Genomic DNA, 22,113 nt, shown 5'->3' with positions numbered 1-22,113 from the left:
AAACTGTCACGGATAGAAAAATGAGCCTTAAACCTAAGATCGAAGCCATCATCTATGCAGCGGAAGAGCCGGTAACGCTGGCACAGCTGCTCACCCTCCTTGGGCCAGACCTGGAGCAGGTGCTGGCCGAGCAGGATGCCGTCCAGCCCGAGCTGCCGATGGAAGAGACTCCGGAAACCGTCTCTGAGGCTGCGGAAAATGCCGTGGAAGCCGCTCCGGAGAGTGCGGAAACGGTGCCAAATGACGCCGAAAACGCCTCTTTAAGCACCGAAAGTGCGCCGGAAACAGCCCCTGAGACCACCCCGGCGGAGGTCGAAACCGAGCCGCTTCTGGCCGACGAGAAAAAGCTGGCGCAGCAGCGCGAGCGCCGTCTCCGCGACCTTCTGAAGGCGGAAATCGCCGCCCTGATGGAGAGCTACGAGGACCGCGGCGTATATATCTCCGAGGTCGCCTCCGGCTACCGCATGTCCACCAAGCCGGAGTATCACGACCTGATCCGCGACTTTGCCAAGAGCCTGAAACCGGCGCTTAAGCTGTCGCTTCCGGCGCTGGAGACCCTGGCTGTCATCGCCTACAAACAGCCCGTAACGGCGGCGGAAGTGGGTGAAATCAGAGGAGTTGACTCCGGCGGCGTGCTCGGCGGCCTGATGACCCGCAAGCTGATCACAACGGCTGGCCGCAAGCAGGTGATCGGCCGTCCGATCCTGTACAAGACCACCAAGGAATTCCTTCTCCGCTTCGGCCTGAAAGACGTGGCCGAGCTTCCCAGCATCGAAGAGTTCGAGAAGATGGCCGGCGAACTTGCCGAGCAGGAGGACCTTGAGATGCAGCCGAACTTCAATACCGACGTAGTCCCCGCCGAGCCGGAGAGGGAACCGGATCCTGAGGTAGAGCCGGTCGTGGGTGAAGGCGGCGAGGTGCCGCACACCCCTGAACCGGAGCCGCAGGCCGATGGCTCGGGCGACTCCGTGGACGCGCCCGAGGTGCCGGAGACCCCGGCTTCCGACGTGGAAAACGGCCCCGCCGACGCAGAAGAGCGCGAGGCAGCCGCAGGCATCGAAAACGAGTAAAAAGCTGTCAGGAGACGATCTATCCGGGCACGGCGAAGGCCGTGCCTTCTCCTTTTATGCCCCATTCCGCAGGGATGTGGGGAAACCTGGGGAGGAATCAGGGATAATAGGAAGGTTATGAGCGAGCCCGTACGTCTCCAGAAAATTATTGCCCAGGCTGGGCTCGCGTCGCGCCGTGCGTCGGAGGAGTTGATTCTCTCCGGCCGCGTTACGTTGAACGGCGAGATCGTCACCGAACTCGGCACCAAGGCCGACCCCGAAAAAGATCACATCCGTGTGGACGGCAAGCTGTTACAGGGGCCGCAGCGCCACCGCTATTTTGTGCTGAACAAGCCGCGCGGTTATGTGACGACGCTGCGTGACCCGGAAGGCCGCCCGACCATCCTGGAGCTTCTGGCGCAGTCGCCCAAGGCTCCGCGCGAGCGTCTTTACCCGGTCGGCCGCCTGGACTACCTCTCCGAGGGTCTGATCATCCTGACCAATGACGGAGAGCTGGCGAACTCGCTCTCGAAGGCCGCCAGCGGCGTCGCCAAGACGTACCTGGTGAAGGTCTCAGGCCAGCCCAGCCCGGAGGCGATCCAGCAGCTTCGCACCGGCATCATGATTGAGCGTGGACGCCTGCAGGAGGGCCAGAGCGCCCGCCGCAACCGCGTCCTGACGCAGCCTGCCGAGATTGAACTGACCCGCGGCGGCGAGAACCCGTGGTACTCGGTCACGCTGACCGAGGGCCGCAACCGCCAGCTTCGCAAGATGTTTGAAGAGGTGGGCCACCACGTCGAGAAGATCCGCCGCATTGCGTATGGCGGTCTGGTGCTGGATGTGGAGCCGGGCGAGTTCCGCGAACTGACGCCGGGCGAGGTAACGGCTCTTGGCCGCGCCAGCCAGGGCCGCAAGGTGGAGCGCAAGAAGGTTCTGCCGGAGGCCGCGAAGCTGAAGGAGCCGGGCAAGCCGAAGCGCAAGCCGGGCTTTAAATCCGGCTTCAAGCCTGCGGGACCGAAGCGCCGTTCGCGCTAGATACAGGCGAAACGGTCTTTTTCAAAACCCTTCTAGTCAAAAACTGTGTCATCTCGACCGGAGCGCCGCGCGCGAGTGGAGAGATCTGCATTTGAACTCAAACCAATATCCAATGCAGGTTCCTCTACTCCGCAGAACGCCATACGGCGCTCTGCTCTGGTCGGAATGACAGAGTTTCAGGTTTACTGAGCGCGGTTCCTGATCTCCCGGCGGGTGTAGAGCCCTTCAATCAGGCTGGCGGCCAGGGCGGTCCATCCCGTCTGGTGCGACGCGCCCACGCCACGGCCTGTATCCCCATCAAAGTACTCGTAGAACAGCATCAAGTCTTTCCAGTAGGGATCGTTGGCGAAGCGGGCCTCGCTTGCCTGGCAGGGACGGCGACCGTCCGGGCCGGGAAGGAACAGGTTCACCAGCCGCCGGGCGATGTCTTCGGCAATCTCCACCAGCGTGTGCTGCTCTCCGCTGCCGGTGGGGTACTCGAGCTTCAGGTCATCGCCATAGACGAGCGAGTAGCGCTCCAGGGCGTTGATGAAGAGCATGTTCATGGGGAACCACACCGGTCCGCGCCAGTTACTGTTGCCGCCAAACATGCCGCTGTCGCCCTCGGCCGGAGTGTAGCGGACGCTGAAGCGCTGCCCGTTGAGTTCGGTCTCAAAGGGATGGTCGTGATGGTAGCGTGAAAGCGCGCGGACTCCGTTGCCGGAGAGAAACTCTGATTCGTCCAGAACGCGCTGCAGAATGCGGCGGAAGCGGTCCTGCGGTGCAATCGCAATCCAGCGGGAGCCATGCAGGTCCGGGTGATGCGTGGTCGCCGTGCTGACATATGCGGAAAGCTTGCGGTTGTAGTTCAGAAACCAGTCTGTCCGCTTGTAGAAGTCCGGCAGGTCTTCAACGGTGTCTTTTTTCAGGATGCAGACGGCAAACAAGGGCGCGATACCGACCATCGACCGTACCTTCAGCGTCAGGTTTTCACCGTTCAAGCCTTCCAGGTGATCGAAGTAGAAGCCGTCTTCCTCATCCCACAGGCCGCTGCCACCCACGGTATTGATGGCGTCGATAACGGCGATGTAGTGCTCAAAGAATTTGCTGGCAATGTCTTCGTAGGCCTTGGAGCGGTGATGAGCAAGCTCCATGGCGATCTGCAGCATCACGGAGCAGTACAGGCCCATCCATGCCGTGCCATCGGCCTGGTGCAGGCTGACTCCATCCGGTAAAGGGACGGAGCGGTCAAAGACGCCGATGTTGTCCAGTCCCAGAAAACCTCCGCCAAAGAGGTTGCGGCCTTTCTCGTCGTTGCGGTTCACCCACCAGGTAAAGTTCAGCATCAGCTTTTGGAAGGCGCGTTCCAGAAAATCCAGGTCGCCCACGCCGTTTTCATCCACACCCAGGCGGTAGACATGCCACACCGCCCATCCGTGCACCGGCGGATTCACATCGCTGAAGGAGAACTCGTAGGCAGGAATCTGCCCGTTGGGGTGCATGTACCACTCGCGTAGCAGCAGCAGGAGCTGGTTCTTGGCGAACTCGGCGTCAATGCGCGCCATGGGGATCATGTGGAAGGCCGTGTCCCACGCGGCGAACCATGGGTACTCCCACTTGTCGGGCATGGAGAGCACGTCGCGGCAGAAGAGGTGTTTCCAGGGCTCGCTCTTTTTGGCTCGCTCCGGCGGCGGAGCAATCTGCGTCTTGTCGCCGCTCATCCACTGCTCGGCGATGAAGTAATAGAACTGCTTGGACCATAGCAGGCCGGCATAAGCCTGGCGCGCAACCAGGCACTCCTGCGGCGTGGCCTCGGCGGGAATACGCTGTGCGTAGAACTCATCGGCCTCTTTCAGCCGGGTGGCGAAGATCTCTTCCGCCTGCTGTAACGAGTAAGACGAGGCTGGCTCCGTGGAGCTTTCGTCCTCCAGACGCACCAGGCGGAGCAGGACGGAGCAGCTTTCGCCGGGAGGAATCTGCCAGCGGTAGACCAGTGCGCAGCGGGTGCCTTCGCCAGCCTTCACGGCATTTTCTTCGCCGTGGACGATCAGACGGTCAAAGCCGTCCTTGCTGAAGTGATCGTCTCCCTGGAAATTCGGGTCCAGGCGGCGGAAGTTGGAGTCGTTTTCTGTGAAAACAAGGCGTTCCGGCTGCAAGGCATCGTCTTCCAGCGGGTAGAACGCATAGTTGCCCAGGACCTTGTGGTGAGCGTGAACGCGGAAGTCCGCGGTCTGGCGCAGGTAGGGCCGTGTGTTGCCGGTCTCTTCCAGGTTCTTCCAGGACCAGTTGTTGCGCAGCGTGAGTTGCGGAAGCAGGGTCAGCGGCGCAGCGTCCGGGCCGCGGTTCCAGGCGGTCAGGCGGATGAGGGTGTCCTCGTCGCCGGCCTTGGCGTATTCCACGAAGACGTCAAAGTAACGGCTTTCATCGAAGATGCCGGTGTCGATCAGTTCGTATTCGGGGTCGTTGTAGCCGCGCCTGCGGTTTTCCTCGCGCAGTTGCTGGTAGGGGAAGGCGCTCTGGGGGTACTTGTAGAGGCCTTTGCAGTAGCTGTGGGTCGGGGTGGCGTCCAGGTAGTAGAACTGCTCTTTGACGTCTTCGCCGTGGTTGCCCTCCGGGTTTCCCAGGCCGAAGAGGCGCTCTTTCAGCGTCGCGTCCTGGCCGTTCCAGAGCACGGGGCTGAAGCAGAGGCGGCACTGGCGGTCGGTCCAGCCCAGAAGTCCATCTTCGCCCCAGCGGTAGGCGCGGTATTGGCCCATCTCGTAGGGGAAAGAGTTCCACACGTCACCGTTGTAGGAGTAGTCTTCGCGGACGGTGCCCCACTGTCGTTCCGGCAGGTAGGTGCCCCAGCGTTGCCAGTTTCTGGTGCGGGCTTTGTTCTCGTCCAGGCGGTCATCTTCGGCGGTGCGGGTGAGCGGATCCATGCTACCGGGTAGGATGCAAAACCATTCCATGGCGCCTGGCTACCACTCGCAACCTGTTGTTAACAAACGGGACTATCTTTCAGACATTTCACACGATTGTTGATGACAAACCATATGCGGCTGGCATCTTATTCCTGTCTGGAGTTGTGAGTTGTTTGCTGTACCAGCAGGAAAGGAAGTACGCAGTGCCAATTGAAAAAGCAACGTTTGGTGCCGGATGCTTTTGGGGCGTGCAGACGCGCTTCGATGAGCTATCCGGTGTGTTAGAAACCGCAGTCGGCTACGAGGGTGGTGCCCTCGAGCATCCCACATATAAAGAGGTCTGCACGGACCGGACAGGCCATGCTGAAGTGGTAGAGGTTACTTTTGACCCCAGCCGCATCAGCTACGATCGCCTGCTCGATGCCTTTTTCTCGTTGCATGACCCAACGCAGCTGAATCGTCAGGGGCCGGACTGGGGAACCCAGTACCGTTCCGTTGTTTTCACCCACTCCCAGCAGCAGGCCCAAGCAGCGCAGGCGAAGATCGCCGAGCTTTCTGCCTCCGGAGTTTTCCCACGTCCCATCGTGACGTCCGTGGAACCAGCGCAGAACTTCTGGAAAGCCGAGGAATACCACCAGAAGTATCTTGAAAAGCGGGGCATGGTCGCCTGTCACATCTGAGCGAAGACTCAGTCCTGGAATACCAGAATGAGAAAAGGCCGGCGAGACGCCGGCCTTTTCCTTTGCATAGAACCACGTTACTCGGTCGCCAGGTCGCCCACGAGCTGGCCGTTATGCCAGACACCGGTAATCTTTTCGGTGTTGTCGATCTGCGACAGCGGGTCGGCGTCCAACACGATCAGGTTGGCGTTTTTGCCGGCGGCGATGGTGCCGGTGTCTCGTAGTTGCAGCAGTTCCGCCGCCTTCGAAGTGGCCAGTGTGATCGCCTGCATGGGCGTAAGTCCTGCCTGTACCATCAGTTGCAGCTCCCGGTGTTCCATCACGCCAGGAATGCGGACGGGGAAGGCCCCGGCGTCGGTCCCAAAGCCCACTTTCACTCCCGATTCGACCATGCGGCGCAGGTTTTCCTGGGCCATCTTCAGATCCTGCCGTTTGACGGCTGTGGCGGGGTCGGCCTGAACCTTCGCTTTGTAGGCGGGGTCTTTCAGCTTGCTGACCAGAACCGGGCCGGCGGCCAGGCTGACAAAGCTGCTTTCCAGCAGTTCCGGATGGTCCAGGTAGGTGAAGCTGGATTCATCGGCGGCCAGGGTGGCGATGTACCAGGTGCCGTGGGCTTTCATGGCGTCAATCAGGGGCTGGTCGACGGCAGTATCGCGAACGGAGTGGGCAAGGATATCGACACCGCTGTTGACCAGGTCCTTCGCGTCGGCCAGGTAGTAAACATGGGCGGCGACGCGCAGGTGGTTTTTGTGGGCTTCGTCGATGACGGCGCGGTAGATCTCCGGCGACATGGAAGGCTTGCTGCCGCGCAGGGAATCGACCCAGACCTTGATGAAGTCAACCTTCTGCTTCGCCATGATGCGGACGTCTTCGCGGGCCTCCTGCGCCGTGGTGACGCGATAGATGGCGTCCGGCTGCGCGGCCAGCGGGGGCGCTCCGCCCTCAATACCGATGCCGCGACCGGCGGTCAGCAGGGTGGAGCCACCGATATTGCCCTGCTTCTGCCGCTTACGCAGGTCATAGACCAGGTCGCGGTTCATGCCCAGCGAGTTGATGGTGGTGACGCCATAGCGCTGGAAACGGTAGAGCTCGCCGACAACGTTGGCCTCTGTGTAGGCATCGGCGGAGCTTTCGCCCTTTTCGTGCAGCACAAGGCCAAGGTGTGCATGATCGTCAATCAGGCCGGGAATGACGGTTTTGCCCTGCCAGTTAAGCACTTCGGAGTGCTTTGGGGTAGCAATTTCAAGGTTCGGGCCAATGGCGACAATCTTTTTCTTATGGATGACGATGGCCATATCGTCTTTGGGCGGTGCGCCGGTGCCGTCAATCACGCGAACGCCGCGGATCACGGTGGTATCTGGCAGGGGATGGGTGGTGATGTGATATTTCGGGCCTGCCAGGGCGGCAGAGCTAACGCATCCGAGAACAGCAATGGTGAGATACCGCAGGGCTTGCTTCATCCGGGCCTCTTTTCGTATGTCCCTTCTTTTCTTTTTCCTATCTCAGATGCTCGACGAGGCGGAATGGCCACAAAACCTTAGACGGGGAAGCATGGTACGCTGGAGATACAAGTTGTGGATGGGGAGCGTCGCAAAAAACACTTGCGGCGTGGCCAGAGACCAACACAATGGATGCTGTAGCGCAGAATCTTACTCTGGCTTGGATGGAAGATGAAAAGTCTTCCTCGCCATGTTGCACAGCACGCGTCCCGCGGATGATTGGGTTTCTTACGTAAAAACGCAGTGCTGCTCTTACCCGGTGATGGTTGTTCATTGCCGCTGCGTTGTAGAAAACCACACGCGCTCCTAGAAGGAGTGCCCGCAAAGGATTGCTTTGACCAAGACGATTTCCGCAGAACCTACCCCTGTTTCCACCCCTACCGTTCAATTTTCCGACTTTGCTGTCTCCCCTGAGCTGAAGCAGCGACTGACCAAGGCCAAGTTCATTACGCCCACTCCGGTGCAGGCGGGTGCAGTTCCCCCGGCGCTGGAGGGTAAGGATGTTCTAGCCACGGCCGCGACCGGCACCGGCAAGACGCTGAGCTTCCTGATTCCGCTGATCCACCGCCTGGAGAGCCGCCCGTCGACCTCTGAGGTGAAGAAGCCGATTCGTGCGCTGATCCTGCTGCCGACCCGCGAGCTGGCGATGCAGGTGATTGAGGGCTATTCGAAGATTGAGCCGAACGCCAAGAAGGATTCCGTACTGGTGGTGGGCGGTCTGAGCGAAGGTCAGCAGCTGGACCAGCTTCGCCGTGGACCGCGCCTGGTGGTTGCCACCCCGGGCCGCCTGGAAGACTTTGTGAAGCGCGGCGAGGTGAACCTGAAGCACGTTGAGATCCTGGTGCTGGACGAAGTGGACCGCATGCTGGACATGGGCTTCCTGCCCTCGATCCGCCGCATTGTGGGCGCTTTGCCGAAGACGCGCCAGACGATGTGCTACTCCGCCACGCTGGACGCCAACATCGAGCACGTTCTGTCGGACTACGTGAAGCAGCCGGTCCGCATCAAGATTGGCACCACCAGCAAGCCGACCGAGCGCGTGAACCTGCGCGCGTTCATCGTGATGCAGGACCAGAAGCTGGCCTTGCTGGACAAGGAACTGAAGGAGCACGAGGGCAGCTTCCTGGTGTTTTCACGCACCAAGCATGGCGCCGACCGCATTGCCCGCAAGCTGCAGAAGCTGGGCCACGATGCCACGGTTATCCACGGTGACCGCTCGCAGTCGCAGCGTACAGCTGCTCTGAAGAGCTTTGCCGATGGCAACCACCGCATCCTGGTGGCCACGGACGTCGCGGCGCGCGGTATCGATATCTCGCACATTGCGCACGTGGTGAACTACGACCTGCCCAATGCGTCGGACGACTTTGTCCACCGCATTGGCCGCACCGGACGCGCGGGCGCGACGGGTACAGCGACCACCTACGTGATGCCGCAGGAGCGCGGCGAAGCCAAGAAGCTGGAACGCGAGCTGACCTTCAGCTTCAAGTGGATTGAGGTTGACCACAAGACGCTGGAGAAGGAAGAGCGGAACTCTCCGGTGGACCTGGGCAAGATCGACATGAACGATATCGGCGCGCTGCTGGCGCTGGAGACCCGTTCGTGGAAGAACGATCCGAATGCGGCACCTGCGCCGGCTTCCAAGGGAAGCGGCAGTGGCGGTGGTGGACGCCGCCGCAGCAGTGGCCGTTCCTCCTCGGGCAGCTCCTCGAGCCGTCCGTCGTCGGGTGGACGTTCTGCAGGACGCCGCCGCCGGTAATTGCGGAAGGGGAGTTTTCTCCTATTTTTCCGCGACGAGCCACAGCCTAAAATAGTACGGATGCCGGAAGAGACCATCATCGAGCCGACGCAGACCGCAGCCCCCGAGGCTGCGTCTGCGTCCGTGCCTGCCAGGGTTGACCCCAAGCGCCCCGATCCTGCCAAGGAAGAGGCGTCGCAGTCGCCGTTCTCCATCCTGGTGGGTCAGGTGTATGAAGGCCCGCTGGACCTGCTGCTGGACCTGATCCGCAAGCAGTCGATCGATATTTACGACATCCCGATCGCGAAGATCACCCAGCAGTTCCTGGCCTACTGCGAGCACCTGAAGCAGACGGACGTGGACGCGGCGGGCGAGTTCATCTACATGGCCTCGCTGCTGATCCACATCAAGAGCAAGATGCTGCTGCCGCGCGAGGCCGCCGAGGTGGCCGCCGGAGAGGCGGAAGATCCTCGCCGCGAGCTGGTGGAACGGCTGCTGGAGCACGAGAAGTTCAAGGCAGCCGCGCAGATGCTGCTGCAGAAGCAGCAGATTGAAGAAGCGGTGTGGACCAATCCGGGCCTGCGCGACTTCAAGCAGATTACCGAAGGCGACCGCGAGATTGCGGCCGACACGGTCGACCTGGTGCGTGTCTTCCAGGAAATTCTGGACCGCGTAAAGTCGCGACCGGTGCTGAACGTGGACGAGGAATCGGTCACGGTGGCGCAGATGATCGACTACGTGAAACGCCGCATGGTGATGGAAGACCGTCCGGTCTCTTTGCGGAAGCTGCTGCTCAACACGCACTCGCAGCGCGCTCTGATCTGCATGTTCCTGGCAATGCTGGAACTGGTAAGGCTGCAGGCGGTTCTGCTGCGCCAGGGCGAAGCCTTCGGCGACATCATGATCAAGAAGTCGGAAGACTTTGACCGCGTGATGGAAGAGCAGGAAGCCGTGCGCGACGACTGGCGCTAGGCTGCTTTTCTTCCGATTCCCCACGCAATCAGGGTCAGCATAAGAAACAGCCCGATCACCAGCAGGTTCGGGTAGAAGATCATCCCATGAAAGTGGGGTTCATGCCCGGGTGTGCCCGCCCAGTACGAAGCCTGCGGTAACACCAGCGGAACGAAGAAGAAAGGCATCCAGTAGGAGGCGGAGAGCGCTGCCGCTGCGGTAACACCCGCCCTGGGGTCGTTCTCACGCCATAAAAGCCACAATCCAGTAGCCGCCACGCCGGCGAAGAAGAACAGCAGGACGGCGGAGTGGAAACGGGCGTGCGGGTGCCAAAGCGGGTTGAGCAGGTGATTGCGGCTCCAGTCCAGAACAAAGGACATGGCACTGCCAAAGACGAGGATAAAGCTGAGGAGGATTCTGGAAAGCAGAAGGCGGTTCATCGGATCGACTCCATGATGAGTGAGTGCTCACTATGTTTAATACTCCTGAATCCATCTGGAAGTTCCAAAAAAATTACAATGGCGGCAGATGCCGAAGCCGACCGGGAAAAGCCCCAAACGAAACCGCAAGACCGAGATTGTGCTGGCCGCTGAAACTCTGCTGCGGGAACGAGGCCTGAGCGGTGTGACCACGCGAGCGATTGCGGAGGCTGTGCCCTGCTCGGAAGGCGCGATCTACGTCCATTTCTCCGGCCGTACCCAACTGCTGCTGGCAGTGCTGGAGCAAAGTCTGCCGGAGATGCTGATTCCGTTGCGGAAGCTGGAGGAGAGTGCAGGCATGCTGACTCCGGAACGTAACCTGGCGGCGGCCATGCTGGGGTTACAGCGTTTCCATGAGCGCGTGGCGCCTATGGTGTCCTCTTTGTTTGCGGAGCCGGAGCTGCTTGCCAGCTTCCGGCAGAGCCTGGACAGCCGCGCGAAGGGGCCACGTGGCGGCATTGCACGCATCGCCCGCTATCTGGATGCAGAGCAGAAGCTGGGCAGGATCCCCGAACATGTCAACGTGGAGACGGTGGCTGCTTTGCTTATGTCGGCGTCCTTCTTCCGTGCGTTCAGTAGTGCGCTGACAGGACAGGCGATTCCTGCATTGAATCACCGCGACCTGGTCCAGGAGCTGCTCCGCTAAAAATGCCGGACCTGCGGTTTCTCCTGGGGTGGCGGCGTGGGGAACGGGTCCTGCGGCGTATTTTTTTCGAGCGAGCGGGAGACCATGTCGCGGGAGCCCAGGCCGACGGCGAGTGACAGCGTGAGCACGATACCGCCGAAGAGGATGCCGAAGGCCAGCTCGATGATGGCTCCGCCAATCTGCAGGTGGTCCAGGATCATGGCGGCGGTGAGCACCAGCACCAGCCACTTGATGCCGAGCGACAGAATGCGCGCGTATTGCAGGCGCATATTCACGGCACCGATCAGCACGGTCCGCGCCAGGAACCGGGCCGCCAGGTTGCCGATGAGGAAGATGATGATGGCCCCGACCGAGTGCGTAACGTAGGGCAGGAAGAAGACCGTCATCTGGTCTTTGGAGTCGGCCGAAACATCGAGCGTGGAGATACCGATGATGAAGCCGAGCACGACGAATCCCCACAGCACGACGCGGGAGATGAGCAGCGTGGCGGAGCGGCGCGGGGCAAAGTCCGAGACGCTGGTGGGGGCGCCGGAGTTGATGCGGTCGTCGAACTTGAACGCGGTAAGGATGCGGCGCACCACCCATGCCAGGGCGGCGCCGATCAGCGTGCAGATGAGTATGGCCAGCAGCAGCGCTACCAGCCCGGGAAGAAGGCTGGCCAGCCGTGACAGGACACGGTGGGCTGAGCCGTAAAGGGCCTCATGAACCTGTTGCCACATCGTGTTGTCTCCTTTCGGGGGTCATATTTCGTTCGCAGGATCGCGGTTATGGATTGAAGCGGTCCGGCCAGCGCCAGCGCGAGACCAGGTACGGCTTGTCAGAGTCAAAGGCGGCGGCCAGCGCTTCAAGATGCGCCTGCTGCTTGCCGCCGAGGATATAGCCCGCCACCCACGCCAGGTAGAGCGGCGTCAGTGCGCCCAGCAGGTGTGCCCGGTTGATGGTGCGCAGGCGCCAGGCCAGAAGAAAGTCATAGACGATGCGCACCCAGAGGGCGTCCGGCATGAAGAAGGTCTCCTGTTCCAGGACAGAGAGCTTTTTGAGGCCGAGCAGAGAGTTGGGCGGCAGCACCAGAGACCAGATCTCGGAGAGGTTCTGGTAGCCGATGCGGAAGGTCTCGATCATGGTGGAGACGTCGGGCCGGGGCGGCTCCTCGCTGAAGGTGAGCGGGGCGGTGCCGGCGACGGCGGCCTGGGGGCGTGCGCGCTGCCAGTAGGTGGCCTTGGCCTCAACCTCGGTGAAGAGCGAGCCGGCGACCAGCGTCAGCAACTGGGTCAGGTCGGTGACCTCCGGTACCGGGAACGACCGGGTGCCCATGGGCACCTCCTGCACGGTAAAGCCGGCGGAACAGGCTTCCCCAACGGGCCAGAGCAGGGCGTCGTTCTGGTTGGCGGCGGTGTAGCGCTGTGCAACGGTGGCCAGGCGCTCCGCCATGCGCGCGGAGAAGACGACATCGAGCGGCTGGGGGGTATGCGCCTTGACGGAAAAAAGAGCACGCGTCACCGGCGCAAGGATGATGTTGTTGACCAGCGCATCGTAGGGTGAGGTGGTGTAGCGAGGCAGCACCAGGTCGGCATTGCTGTCGATGGCGATGGTAACCAGGGTGCGAAGACACTCAGGCGCCAGGGTCCAGAACTCGGCGCCAAGCAGCAGGCAGCGGGGCAACTGGTACTCGGTCAGCAGCTTGTGGACGTTCAGGTACTCGGCGGCGGTGTGGACCCAGGGGATGCGTGCGACCGGCGCTGAGGGTGTAACGGCAACCGTGGGCAAAGGGAAGTGGAGCGGCTCTTCCGCCTCGCCAGGATAAGCCACAAGGACAGGCAGACCCGCGAGCGATGCGGCCAGGTGGCTGAAAGCGGCCTGTAACTGCTCATGGTCCAGCAGCGGCAGGGCGAGCAGCAGCGCGGGCGTGGATGCCTGCGGCGTGCTGGTCGATGGTTGGGGAACGGCAGTGGTCGACATCGTGCTCTCAAAGCAGTTTAGTTGCAGTGGAGGTGCTATACGTTAGCCAAGTTCCGGTGGGCCCGGAATCTCTTCTACGGGATGGCCGACTGGTTCGGTGAACAACAGTAAGTCTTTTGCCGGTTCGTGCTGTTGCTGCTGGGTGAGCAGGTCGGGTTGGGCGGGGGCGGTTTGCAGTTCCAGCCAGAAGAAGCTGTAGGGGGCCAGCGTCAGCGGGTAGGGCTCTTCGCCGATGATGGGGAAGGGGACGTAGCCCAGCATCTCCACCGGCATCATGCCGGCGAAGCGGGAGAGATCGAGCGAGACCGGCTGCGCGAAGCGCGACAGGTTGGCGACGCAGACCACCTTTTCGCCATCCCACTCGCGAATATAGGCCAGCACCTTGCGGTTGTCGGGAGTCAGGAATTCGAGCGAGCCGCGGCCGAAGACCTGGAAGAGCTTGCGTAGCGCCACCATGTTGCGCGTCCAGTGCAGCAGCGATGAGGTGTCGGCCTGCTGTGCCTCCACGTTGATGGTCTGGTAGCCCCAGATGGGGTCCATGATGACGGGGGAGTAGAGCTTCTCCGGGTTAGCGCGGGAGAAGCCGGCGTTGCGGTCGCCGTTCCACTGCATGGGCGTGCGGACTCCGTTGCGGTCGCCCAGGTAGATGTTGTCTCCCATGCCGATCTCGTCGCCGTAGTAGATGATGGGCGTTCCTGGGAAGCTGAGCAGGATGGAGTTGAGCAGCTCAATGCGGCGGCGGTTGTTGTCCACCAGCGGAGCCAGACGGCGGCGGATGCCCACATTGATGCGCATGCGCGGGTCGGCCGAGTAGGCCAGGTACATGTAGTCGCGTTCGTCGTCGGTGACCATCTCCAGCGTCAGCTCATCGTGGTTACGCAGGAAGAGCGCCCACTGGCAGTTGTCCGGGATGGGCGGCGTGCGCGTCATGATGTCGGTGATGGGCAGGCGGTCTTCCTGCCGCAGAGCCATGTAAATGCGCGGCATCAGCGGAAAGTGGAAGCACATGTTGCACTCGTCTCCATCGCCGTAGAAGGGGCGCACATCTTCGGGCCACTGGTTGGCCTCGGCCAGCAGAAAACGGCTGGTGTATTCGTCGTCGATAATGGCGCGGATCTTTTTGATGATCTCGTGCGTCTCGGGCAGGGCGTCGCAGCGGGTACCGTCGCGTTCGACCAGGTAGGGGATGGCGTCCAGGCGGAAGCCGTCCACGCCGAGGTCGAGCCAGAAGCGCAGCGCCTTGACCACTTCCTCAAAAACCAGCGGATTGTCGAAGTTCAGATCCGGCTGGTGATGGAAGAAGCGGTGCCAGTAGTACATGCCGACCTCTTCATCCCAGGTCCAGTTGGACTTCTCCGTGTCTTTGAAGATGATGGGCACGCCGGGATACTTCTTGTCGGTGTCGGACCAGACATAGAACTCGCGCTCAGGGGAGCCAGCGGGAGCTTTGCGTGCGCGCTGGAACCAGGGATGCTGGTCACTGGTGTGGTTCACCACCAGTTCGATGACCACCTGCATGCCGCGCCGGTGAGCCTCATTGAGGAAGAGCTTGAAGTCGTCCAGCGTGCCGTAGGCCGGGTGGACGGAGACATAGTCGGCGATGTCGTATCCGTCGTCCCGCAGAGGCGAAGGGAAAAAGGGCAGAAGCCACAGGCAGGTAACGCCCAGGTCCTGCAGGTAGTCGAGCTTCGAGACCAGGCCCGGGAAGTCGCCAATGCCGTCGTTGTTGGAGTCGCAGAAGGCTTTCACGTGCAACTCGTAGATGATGGCGTCTTTGTACCAGAGTGGGTCGTTCGCGCTGCCGGCTTTCTTCACGTTCGCAAGTGCCTCGTTCACGGTGCTCAAACCCGTTGGATGCAATCTGACACCAGAACGTAACAGGAAGAGGTGTCTAGATCCGCTCAGGAGAAAAAATACTTTCCAAATAAAGCGCGAGCACCTTTTTGAACTCCGCGATGACGGCAGGCCTGTCCCTGGGGATGGACTCGGACAGCATGGCCGTCATGCCCTTCACCATCTGCAGTGCAACATTGGCCGTCATCAAGGCGCGTTCTTCGCTGAGCCGGGGGTCTTTGGCGCGGAGGGCTCCGGCAACCACGACGCGGAGAGAATGGCGCACCTTGGGATCTCGGCGGAACCGCACAGGGGCGGCCAGAAGGCTCAGGTATGCGGGGCGCTCTTCGATGAACTCCCGGATGCACTCCATGAAGCGGTCCGCGAACTGGTTGTGGGAGAGTTCGCGGGCGTCTTCGACCAGCGGCTTCCAGTGGTCTTCAATCTCCTGCCCGTACTGCGTCACCAGGGCCGATGCCAGGGAGAGTTTGTCCGGGAAGTAGTTGTAGAGCGCTCCAATGGATGATCCGCTGCGTTCGGCCACGGCGGTCATGGTTGTGCCTTCATAACCCATCTCGACGAAGAGCTCCGCCGCGGCATCAAGACATGCCTGTACGCGCCGGGCAGAACGCTGCTGCACGGGCGCGGTGCGGAGCGATTTTGACAAACTCGAGGGCACCCTCATATTCTAGGCAAAGAAAATCGAGGGTGTCCTCGATTTCATGAAAAAGGAGATCTCTGGCCCATGTCCTCCCTCTCGTTTGATCCCAAGAAAACCGCCCTTGTCGTGATTGACCTGCAAAACGGCATCGTTGCCCTGGATACGAAGCCGCACAGCCCATCCCAGGTGATGCAGAACTCCCGCGCACTGGCGGAGGCGCTGCGCGCCAAAGGCGGCACTGTGTTGTATGTGCATGTGGACATGGAGAAGTATCGCCGCCTGACGTCCGATCAGCAGATGCGTGACCCGAATGCCGCGCTGCCGGCGAATGCTTCTGAGATTGCCGAAGGTGCGGGCATGCAGCCGGGCGACCTGCTGGTAACCAAGTACGGTTGGGACGCATTTGCGCAGACCAGTCTTGAGCAGCAGTTGCGCGAGCGGGGCATTGAAACGGTTGTGTTGACGGGCATTGCGACCAACATGGGCGTGGAGTCGACGCTGCGGCATGGAACCGGACTTGGCTTCCACTTTGTGACAGTGGAGGATGCCTGCAGCACCTTTACGCCGGAGGCGCAGAACTTTGCATTCGGCTTCATCTTCCCGCGGCTTTCGAATGTGCGGTCGACGGCTCAGGTGCTGGAAGCTCTTGCCTGACGAGACGAAAGACAAAGCCAGCAGCGTGCCGGCGGTGTGGAAGGTGGTCGTGGTGGCAGCCATCGGATCGCTGCTGGCGCAGCTGGATTCGACCATCATCAATGTTTCGCTGTCCTCGCTGGCGCAGGACCTGGGAACGACGCTGTCGACGATTCAGTGGGTGACCAGCGGCTACCTGCTGGCGTTGGCGCTGATGCTGCCGTTGAATGCGTGGCTGGTGCATCGCATGGGCGTGCGCCGGTTGTACCTGGTGTGCTTTGCCTGCTTTACAGCGGCATCCGCATTGTGCGGGTTTGCGTGGTCTCCGGAGTCGCTGATCGGGTTTCGCGTGCTGCAGAGCATGGGCGGAGGCCTGATGGCTCCGCTGGCGCAGATGATGGTGGCGCGTGTTGCGGGGCGCAATATGGCGCGCGTTATGGGCTATGCGGCCGCACCTGTGCTGTTGGGGCCGATTCTTGGGCCAGTGATTGCCGGGCTGATTCTGCAGCATGCGACGTGGCGCTGGCTGTTTTATGTGAATGTGCCGGTGGGCGCGCTGGGCATTGCGCTGGCAGTGTTGTTTCTACCGAAAGATGAAGCAGATCTGCGGCGTACAAGCTTTGATCTGCCGGGCTTCTTGTTCCTGTCGCCGGGGCTGGTGCTGTTTTTGTATGGTGCGGACCACATGCGTGAGAACGCAGGGTGGGTGGCTCTTGCAGGTGGTCTGGCCTTGCTGAGTGTTTTTGTGCGGTTTGCACTGCGCAAGGGCGATGCGGCGATTCTCGACTTAAAGCTCTTCCGCGGGGATGTATTTCGCGTGGCGACCGCGGCGCAGTTTCTGTCCAACGGAGTTTCGTACTCTGCGCAGATGCTGATTCCTTTCTTCCTCATCCGCGTCTGTGGCCGGTCACCCGCGGCGACTGGGCTGATGATGATGCCCCTGGGGCTGGGTATGTTCTGCTCATACCCGATGATGGGAGCGGTGACGCGGCGGTTTGGTATTCGCCGCGTGGCGGTTGCGGGCTCTCTGCTGTCGCTGGGGGCTACACTGCCGTTTGTGTATTTGAGCCTGCATGGGCTGATGACCGTGCTACTGGCGGGAATGCTGTTTGTGCGTGGTGTGGGGATGGGGGCGATCGGGATTCCGTCGGTCTCGTCAGCGTACGCGGCGGTACCGCGGGAGCAGTTGCCGATGGCGACGACGACGCTGAACATTGTGCAGCGGCTTGGCGGGCCTACGCTGACCACGCTGGTGGCGACCTTCCTGGCCTGGAGACTCAGCATGGCCTCCGCTACGGCGTTTCCCGCAGCGTTCGCGCTGCTGTGTGTTTTCCACATGCTGCAGGTCGTGGCTGCGCGCCGGTTGCCGGTAGAGCTTCCGACGCGCGGTGTAAATGGCTGATACGACGGAACCTAGCGCAGCCATCCAACCCCATGGGAGGAAACCGCTTCTTAACCCTGTAGACCATCGTGTGTTCCCAAGGACCGAGACAAAACATGCCATCAGAGAAAGTAGAGAAGAATGGCCCGCATCCCTATGTCCACGTATCGTCTGCAGTTGCATGCAGGCTTCGACTTTGATCATGCGTCCGCCATTGCGGACTATCTGCGTGATCTAGGTATTTCGCATATCTACTGTTCGCCGTATCTGCAGGCCGCTCCTGGGTCGATGCATGGGTACGACGTTGTCGACCATCGCAAGGTGAATGAAGAGCTGGGTGGCCTGGAGGGCCATGGCCGGCTGCGCTGGCGCCTGGGCGAACTTGGCCTGGGGCAGATTCTGGACATCGTGCCGAACCACATGGCGCTGGGCTCGGGAAACGGGCTGTGGTGGGACGTGCTGGAAAACGGTCCGTCGTCGCGCTATTCGACGTGGTTCGATGTGAACTGGCATCCGGAGGAAGCAAAGCTGCAGAACAAGGTACTGGTGCCGATTCTTGGCGACCAGTACGGCAAGGTGCTGGCCGATGGCCAGATCCAGCTGGTGCGCCGTGGCGCCGGGTTTGTGATTGCGTACTTTGACGGTGTGTATCCCGTGGCGCCCCGCTCCCTGTATGGCTTGCTGCAGCGGGCGGCCGAGTATGCGCACAGTGATTCGCTGAGCTTTATTGCAGACTCGTTCGCGCGTTTGCCCGCACCGGAGTCAACCGACCTGAGTGTTGCGGCCAACCGTCATCGCGACAAGGCGGTGATCTACGCCCTGCTGGAACGGCTCTGCGAGGAGGATCTCCACATCTGCCAGTCGATTGACCTGGCGGTGTCAGACCTGAACAACAACATCGACGCGCTGGATGATTTTCTGAACCAGCAGAACTACCGGCTTGCGTTCTGGCGCACGGCGGACCAGGAGCTGGGGTACCGGCGCTTCTTTGATGTGAACACCCTGATTGGCCTGCGCGTCGAGCGGGAGCACGTGTTTGAAGAGACGCATGCGCTGGTGCTGCAGTGGCTGAAGGAAGGCGTTCTGGATGGTGTCCGTGTCGATCATCCGGATGGTTTGCGTGATCCGGAGGGCTACTTCCGCCGCTTGCGGGAGCATTCGCCGGATGGATGGATTATCGGTGAGAAGATTCTTGAGCCCGGCGAATACCTGCGGCAGGAGTGGCCGATCCACGGCACCAGCGGATATGACTTCCTGAACGTGTGCAATGGCCTGCTGGTGCATGGCGAAGGCCTGGAGGAGATGACGACCATCTACGCGGACTTTACCCATGAACCGGTGGAGTTTGACGATGTGGCCCATGAGAAGAAGCACCATGTGACGCAGGAGGCTCTGGGCTCCGATGTCAACCGGCTGGCAGCGCTGCTGGTGGAGATCTGCGAGAACAACCGCGACCGCCGCGACACGACGCGGGCGGAGATTCGCCGCGTCATCCGCGAGGTGGCAAGCTGCTTCCAGGTCTATCGCACGTATGTGGCGACCGACCGCGATGAAATCACGGATGAAGATCGTTACCGCGTGTGGCAGGCCATCCATGAAGCCAAGCGGCGGCGGCCCGATCTCGATCCGGGGCTGTTTGATTTTGTGGGCGATGTACTGACGCTGAAGGTACGCGGCTTCCGCGAGAACGAGTTTGTGATGCGCTTCCAGCAGTTCACCTCTCCGGTGATGGCCAAGGGCGTGGAAGACACGGCGTTCTACACCTACAACCGGATGATCGGATTGAACGAGGTGGGTGCGGACCCGGCGCGTAAGAGCATCGGCGTGGAAGAGTTCCATAGCTACTGCACCACGATGCAGCAGACACATCCGCAGACCATGACGACGCTGTCGACGCATGACACCAAGCGTTCCGATGATGTGCGTGCACGGCTTGCGGTGCTGACGGAGATGCCGGCGCGATGGCGTGCCGCCTTGAATCGCTGGTCCCGCATGAACGCGGAGTTCCGCGGAGAGAAGTATCCCGATCGCAACACGGAGTACTTCCTGTACCAGACGATGATCGGCGTATGGCCGATCAGCAGGGAACGCCTGATTCCTTACATGGATAAGGCGATGCGTGAGGCCAAGCAGCATACGTCGTGGACGAACAACAATCGCGAGTATGAAGAAGCTTTGCATGGGTTTATTGAGCGCATTCTGGAGCACGAGCCGTTTGTGAAGGAGCTGGAGCAGATGGTGGAGCGTGTGCAGGAGGCGGGATGGATGAACTCGCTGACGCAGACACTGGTGAAGTACACCGCTCCGGGCATACCGGACCTGTACCAGGGCGGCGAGCTGTGGGACTTTTCGCTGGTGGACCCGGATAATCGCAGGCCGGTGGATTACGATCTGCGGCGGCGTCTGCTGGGCGAAGCCGCGGAACTTTCTCCGGAGCAGATGATGGAACGCATGCCGGAGGGATTGCCGAAGCTATGGCTGATCCACAAGGCGCTGTTGCTGCGCCGGGAGCATCCGGAGTGGTTTGGGCCGCATGCAGCCTATACGCCGCTGGAGGTGCAGGGGCAGAAGGCGGCACATATCGTGGCGTATCTGCGGAACCACAGCGTGATTACGCTGGCCCCGCGCTGGCGCATGAAGCTGGGCGACAGTTGGGCTGGAACAACGGTCGAGATTCCCGAGGGCCGCTGGCGCAATGTGTTGACGGGTGAGATGGAACATGGCGGCCGCCAGAAGGTCGCGAGCTTTCTGCAGCGCTTTCCAGTCGCGCTGCTGGTGCGGGAGTAGAGGATGCATCGTTTTAAGGTGTGGGCGCCCCGGGCGTCGCGGGTACGCGTGCAGGTGAACAAGGGACTGCGGGAGATGAATCCGCCTGCGGGTGTGGATGATCACGGGTGGTGGCATCTTGAGGCCGAGGATGCCGGCCCGGGGACGCGTTATGGCTTCGCCGTGGATGACGATGACCAGGCGTGGCCCGATCCGCGGTCGCTGTGGCAGCCGGACGGTGTGCATGGCCTCTCGTGCGTATATGATCAACGCGCCTTCCAGTGGACGGACAAAAGCTTCCAGGCAAGACCTCTGTCGAGCGGCGTGATCTATGAGCTGCACCCTGGCACCTTTACGCAGGAAGGCACGCTGTATGCGGCGATTGCGCGGCTGGACTTCCTGGTGGAGTTGGGGATTACGCATGTGGAGCTGCTGCCGGTGGCGGCGTTCCCCGGCCATTTCGGCTGGGGATACGACGGCGTTGCGCTGTATGCGGTCCATGAGCCGTATGGCGGTCCGGATGCGCTGAAGCGGTTTGTGGATGCAGCGCATGGCAAGGGGTTGGCCGTGCTGCTGGACGTGGTCTACAACCACTTTGGCCCGGTGGGCAATTACACCGGCAAGTATGGGCCGTATCTGACAGAGACGCACCACACGCCGTGGGGTGGAGCGGTGAACTTTGAGGACTGGGGCTCGGACCAGGTACGCCGCTTCTTCATCGACAATGCGCTGATGTGGATGCGCGACTTTCACATGGACGGTCTGCGGCTGGATGCGGTGCACGCGTTCGTCGACCGTTCGGCGATCCACTTCCTGGAGCAGCTTTCGGCCGAGGTGGAGCACCTGGGAGCTTCAACCGGAAGGCAGCTTGTGCTGATCGCAGAGAGTGACCTGAACGATCCTCGGGTGGTCACGCCGCGCGAAGCCGGCGGCCTTGGCATCGACGCGCAGTGGAGCGACGACTTCCACCACGCGCTGTTTACCGCCGTGGCTCCGCAGGAGACGAAGGGCTACTACGAGGACTTTGGCGGTCTGGCGAAGCTGGCCAAGTCGCTGGAGAAGACCTTTGTGTACGACGGGGTCTATTCGAAGCATCGCAACCGCACGCATGGGCGTCCGGTGGGTGCTCTGGACCAGCACCGGTTCCTGGGCTATATCCAGAACCACGACCAGATTGGCAACCGGGCGCAGGGCGACCGTGTCTCGTCCATCGCCGGGCTGGAGAGGGCGAAGGCGGCGGCGGCGCTGGTGCTTCTGGGCCCATTTGTGCCCATGCTCTTCCAGGGTGAGGAGTGGGCTGCGTCGACTCCGTTTCTGTACTTTGCCGAGCATGAAGACCCGGCGATGGCCAAGGCGGTGCGCAACGGCCGCCGCAGGGAGTTTGCGGGGTTTGGCTGGAAGCCGAAGGATGTTCCCGATCCGGTGGACCGCGCGACCTTCGAGCGCAGCCGTTTGCAGTGGGATGAGCTGGAAAAACCCGATCATGCTGCGATGCTGGACTGGTATCGCAGCCTGATTGCGCTGCGCCACGCGGTGCCGGAACTGCAGGATGGAGCGCCGGGCAACTGCAGGGTGGAGTTCGACGAACAGAAGGGCTGGCTGGTGATGCACCGCGGCCCTATCTCCGTTGCGGTAAACCTCGGGAAAGAAAGCGTCCAGATTCCTGTACAGCCCTTTACCGAGGTGGTTCTCCCTGGCGGGAACGGCGCTGCGCCGGAGCGTACACTGACGCTGGAAGCAGGCGGTTCCGCAGTGCTGCGGCGTCATTAGACGAGCGCTTATAGAGAAGGTTTCAGCGCAATTTCCTTTGAAATTTCGTGAAACTTGTATGGCGGTTCGACCGTACTCCCTGCAGACTCCCCAACTGCAGTACGGTCCGCCAGATATGCGAGATTGGCCGGCTGTGTCCCGGGGTTAAGTACGA

The 22,113-nt window shown here is 61.3% G+C and carries 16 protein-coding genes and 1 pseudogene; 10 read left to right on the top strand and 7 right to left on the bottom strand.

From position 1 onward, the window contains the following. The first annotated feature begins 20 nt into the window (after window positions 1–20). Complete coding sequence (scpB, locus tag OHL13_RS13840; protein WP_263410714.1) at window positions 21–1,070, top strand: SMC-Scp complex subunit ScpB; 1,050 nt, start codon at window positions 21–23, stop codon at window positions 1,068–1,070. Between the two features lie 117 nt (window positions 1,071–1,187). Then, window positions 1,188–2,084 (top strand): pseudouridine synthase, encoded by an 897-nt coding sequence (locus tag OHL13_RS13835; RefSeq protein ID WP_263410713.1) that lies wholly within the window; start codon window positions 1,188–1,190, stop codon window positions 2,082–2,084. A 182-nt stretch (window positions 2,085–2,266) separates the two neighbouring features. Here OHL13_RS13835 and OHL13_RS13830 read toward each other — a convergent pair whose 3' ends face one another. Further along, complete coding sequence (locus OHL13_RS13830) at window positions 2,267–4,984, bottom strand: MGH1-like glycoside hydrolase domain-containing protein (protein WP_263410712.1); 2,718 nt, start codon at window positions 4,982–4,984, stop codon at window positions 2,267–2,269. Between the two features lie 185 nt (window positions 4,985–5,169). Between OHL13_RS13830 and msrA the strand changes: the two genes are divergently transcribed. After that, entirely contained in the window at window positions 5,170–5,646 is a 477-nt protein-coding gene (msrA, locus tag OHL13_RS13825) for a peptide-methionine (S)-S-oxide reductase MsrA (protein WP_263410711.1), read from the top strand. 77 nt (window positions 5,647–5,723) lie between these two features. On the opposite strand, the gene OHL13_RS13820 is transcribed toward msrA, so the two are convergent. Next, window positions 5,724–7,106, bottom strand: a complete 1,383-nt coding sequence (locus OHL13_RS13820) for an amidohydrolase family protein (RefSeq protein WP_263410710.1) — start codon at window positions 7,104–7,106, stop codon at window positions 5,724–5,726. Window positions 7,107–7,479: 373 nt separating this feature from the next. Here OHL13_RS13820 and OHL13_RS13815 point away from each other — a divergent pair, with 373 nt between their 5' ends. Both OHL13_RS13815 and OHL13_RS13810 read left to right on the top strand, forming a co-directional pair. Next, window positions 7,480–8,901: a DEAD/DEAH box helicase gene (locus OHL13_RS13815; protein WP_263410709.1), complete on the top strand. Its 1,422-nt coding sequence runs from the start codon at window positions 7,480–7,482 to the stop codon at window positions 8,899–8,901. Window positions 8,902–8,961: 60 nt separating this feature from the next. Beyond that, window positions 8,962–9,852, top strand: coding sequence for a segregation and condensation protein A (locus OHL13_RS13810; RefSeq protein WP_263410708.1), 891 nt, complete (start codon window positions 8,962–8,964; stop codon window positions 9,850–9,852). Here OHL13_RS13810 and OHL13_RS13805 read toward each other — a convergent pair. Next, window positions 9,849–10,271, bottom strand: a complete 423-nt coding sequence (locus tag OHL13_RS13805; RefSeq protein ID WP_263410707.1) for a DUF6640 family protein — start codon at window positions 10,269–10,271, stop codon at window positions 9,849–9,851. The genes OHL13_RS13810 and OHL13_RS13805 overlap by 4 nt on opposite strands. Before the next feature lie 88 nt (window positions 10,272–10,359). Here OHL13_RS13805 and OHL13_RS13800 point away from each other — a divergent pair, with 88 nt between their 5' ends. Then, the gene (locus tag OHL13_RS13800; protein WP_263410706.1) at window positions 10,360–10,956 is read left to right on the top strand and encodes a TetR/AcrR family transcriptional regulator; all 597 of its coding nucleotides are present in this window, start codon (window positions 10,360–10,362) and stop codon (window positions 10,954–10,956) included. On the opposite strand, the gene OHL13_RS13795 is transcribed toward OHL13_RS13800, so the two are convergent. From OHL13_RS13795 to OHL13_RS13780, 4 genes and pseudogenes are all read right to left on the bottom strand, one after another. Then, a complete protein-coding gene (locus tag OHL13_RS13795) occupies window positions 10,953–11,675 on the bottom strand; it encodes a hypothetical protein (RefSeq protein WP_263410705.1) in 723 nt (240 codons plus the stop codon). The two genes, OHL13_RS13800 and OHL13_RS13795, sit on opposite strands and share 4 nt — an antisense overlap. Before the next feature lie 46 nt (window positions 11,676–11,721). Beyond that, complete coding sequence (locus OHL13_RS13790) at window positions 11,722–12,915, bottom strand: hypothetical protein (protein ID WP_263410704.1); 1,194 nt, start codon at window positions 12,913–12,915, stop codon at window positions 11,722–11,724. A 123-nt stretch (window positions 12,916–13,038) separates the two neighbouring features. Next, window positions 13,039–14,730: pseudogene (gene treS, locus OHL13_RS13785) on the bottom strand (maltose alpha-D-glucosyltransferase); the annotation flags it as partial. A 76-nt stretch (window positions 14,731–14,806) separates the two neighbouring features. Further along, complete coding sequence (locus OHL13_RS13780) at window positions 14,807–15,415, bottom strand: TetR/AcrR family transcriptional regulator (RefSeq protein ID WP_263410703.1); 609 nt, start codon at window positions 15,413–15,415, stop codon at window positions 14,807–14,809. 78 nt (window positions 15,416–15,493) lie between these two features. Here OHL13_RS13780 and OHL13_RS13775 point away from each other — a divergent pair, with 78 nt between their 5' ends. The 4 genes from OHL13_RS13775 (at window position 15,494) to treZ (ending at window position 21,959) form a co-directional block, all read left to right on the top strand. Continuing rightward, the gene (locus tag OHL13_RS13775) at window positions 15,494–16,063 is read left to right on the top strand and encodes an isochorismatase family protein (protein ID WP_263410702.1); all 570 of its coding nucleotides are present in this window, start codon (window positions 15,494–15,496) and stop codon (window positions 16,061–16,063) included. Beyond that, window positions 16,056–17,444 (top strand): DHA2 family efflux MFS transporter permease subunit, encoded by a 1,389-nt coding sequence (locus tag OHL13_RS13770; protein ID WP_263410701.1) that lies wholly within the window; start codon window positions 16,056–16,058, stop codon window positions 17,442–17,444. Before OHL13_RS13775 ends, OHL13_RS13770 begins: the two co-directional genes overlap by 8 nt. A 135-nt stretch (window positions 17,445–17,579) precedes the next feature. Further along, complete coding sequence (gene treY, locus OHL13_RS13765) at window positions 17,580–20,210, top strand: malto-oligosyltrehalose synthase (protein ID WP_317889929.1); 2,631 nt, start codon at window positions 17,580–17,582, stop codon at window positions 20,208–20,210. Window positions 20,211–20,213: 3 nt separating this feature from the next. After that, complete coding sequence (gene treZ / locus OHL13_RS13760) at window positions 20,214–21,959, top strand: malto-oligosyltrehalose trehalohydrolase (protein ID WP_263410699.1); 1,746 nt, start codon at window positions 20,214–20,216, stop codon at window positions 21,957–21,959. The last annotated feature ends 154 nt before the right edge of the window (window positions 21,960–22,113 follow it).

It is taken from the genome of Terriglobus tenax, assembly GCF_025685395.1.
Lineage (GTDB): Bacteria > Acidobacteriota > Terriglobia > Terriglobales > Acidobacteriaceae > Terriglobus > Terriglobus tenax.
The sequence above is the reverse complement of the archived record's forward strand: the minus strand, read 5'-3'. Positions and strand labels throughout refer to the sequence as shown.

Excerpts from the sequence above, each read along its gene's own strand:
- scpB (WP_263410714.1), top strand. The coding sequence starts at position 21 with ATGAGCCTTAAACCTAAGATCGAAGCCATCATCTATGCAGCGGAAGAG.
- OHL13_RS13835 (WP_263410713.1), top strand. The coding sequence starts at position 1,188 with ATGAGCGAGCCCGTACGTCTCCAGAAAATTATTGCCCAGGCTGGGCTC.
- OHL13_RS13830 (WP_263410712.1), bottom strand. The coding sequence starts at position 4,984 with ATGGATCCGCTCACCCGCACCGCCGAAGATGACCGCCTGGACGAGAAC.
- OHL13_RS13820 (WP_263410710.1), bottom strand. The coding sequence starts at position 7,106 with ATGAAGCAAGCCCTGCGGTATCTCACCATTGCTGTTCTCGGATGCGTT.
- OHL13_RS13810 (WP_263410708.1), top strand. The coding sequence starts at position 8,962 with ATGCCGGAAGAGACCATCATCGAGCCGACGCAGACCGCAGCCCCCGAG.
- OHL13_RS13805 (WP_263410707.1), bottom strand. The coding sequence starts at position 10,271 with ATGAACCGCCTTCTGCTTTCCAGAATCCTCCTCAGCTTTATCCTCGTC.
- OHL13_RS13800 (WP_263410706.1), top strand. The coding sequence starts at position 10,360 with ATGCCGAAGCCGACCGGGAAAAGCCCCAAACGAAACCGCAAGACCGAG.
- OHL13_RS13795 (WP_263410705.1), bottom strand. The coding sequence starts at position 11,675 with ATGTGGCAACAGGTTCATGAGGCCCTTTACGGCTCAGCCCACCGTGTC.
- OHL13_RS13790 (WP_263410704.1), bottom strand. The coding sequence starts at position 12,915 with ATGTCGACCACTGCCGTTCCCCAACCATCGACCAGCACGCCGCAGGCA.
- OHL13_RS13775 (WP_263410702.1), top strand. The coding sequence starts at position 15,494 with ATGTCCTCCCTCTCGTTTGATCCCAAGAAAACCGCCCTTGTCGTGATT.
- treY (WP_317889929.1), top strand. The coding sequence starts at position 17,580 with ATGTCCACGTATCGTCTGCAGTTGCATGCAGGCTTCGACTTTGATCAT.
- treZ (WP_263410699.1), top strand. The coding sequence starts at position 20,214 with ATGCATCGTTTTAAGGTGTGGGCGCCCCGGGCGTCGCGGGTACGCGTG.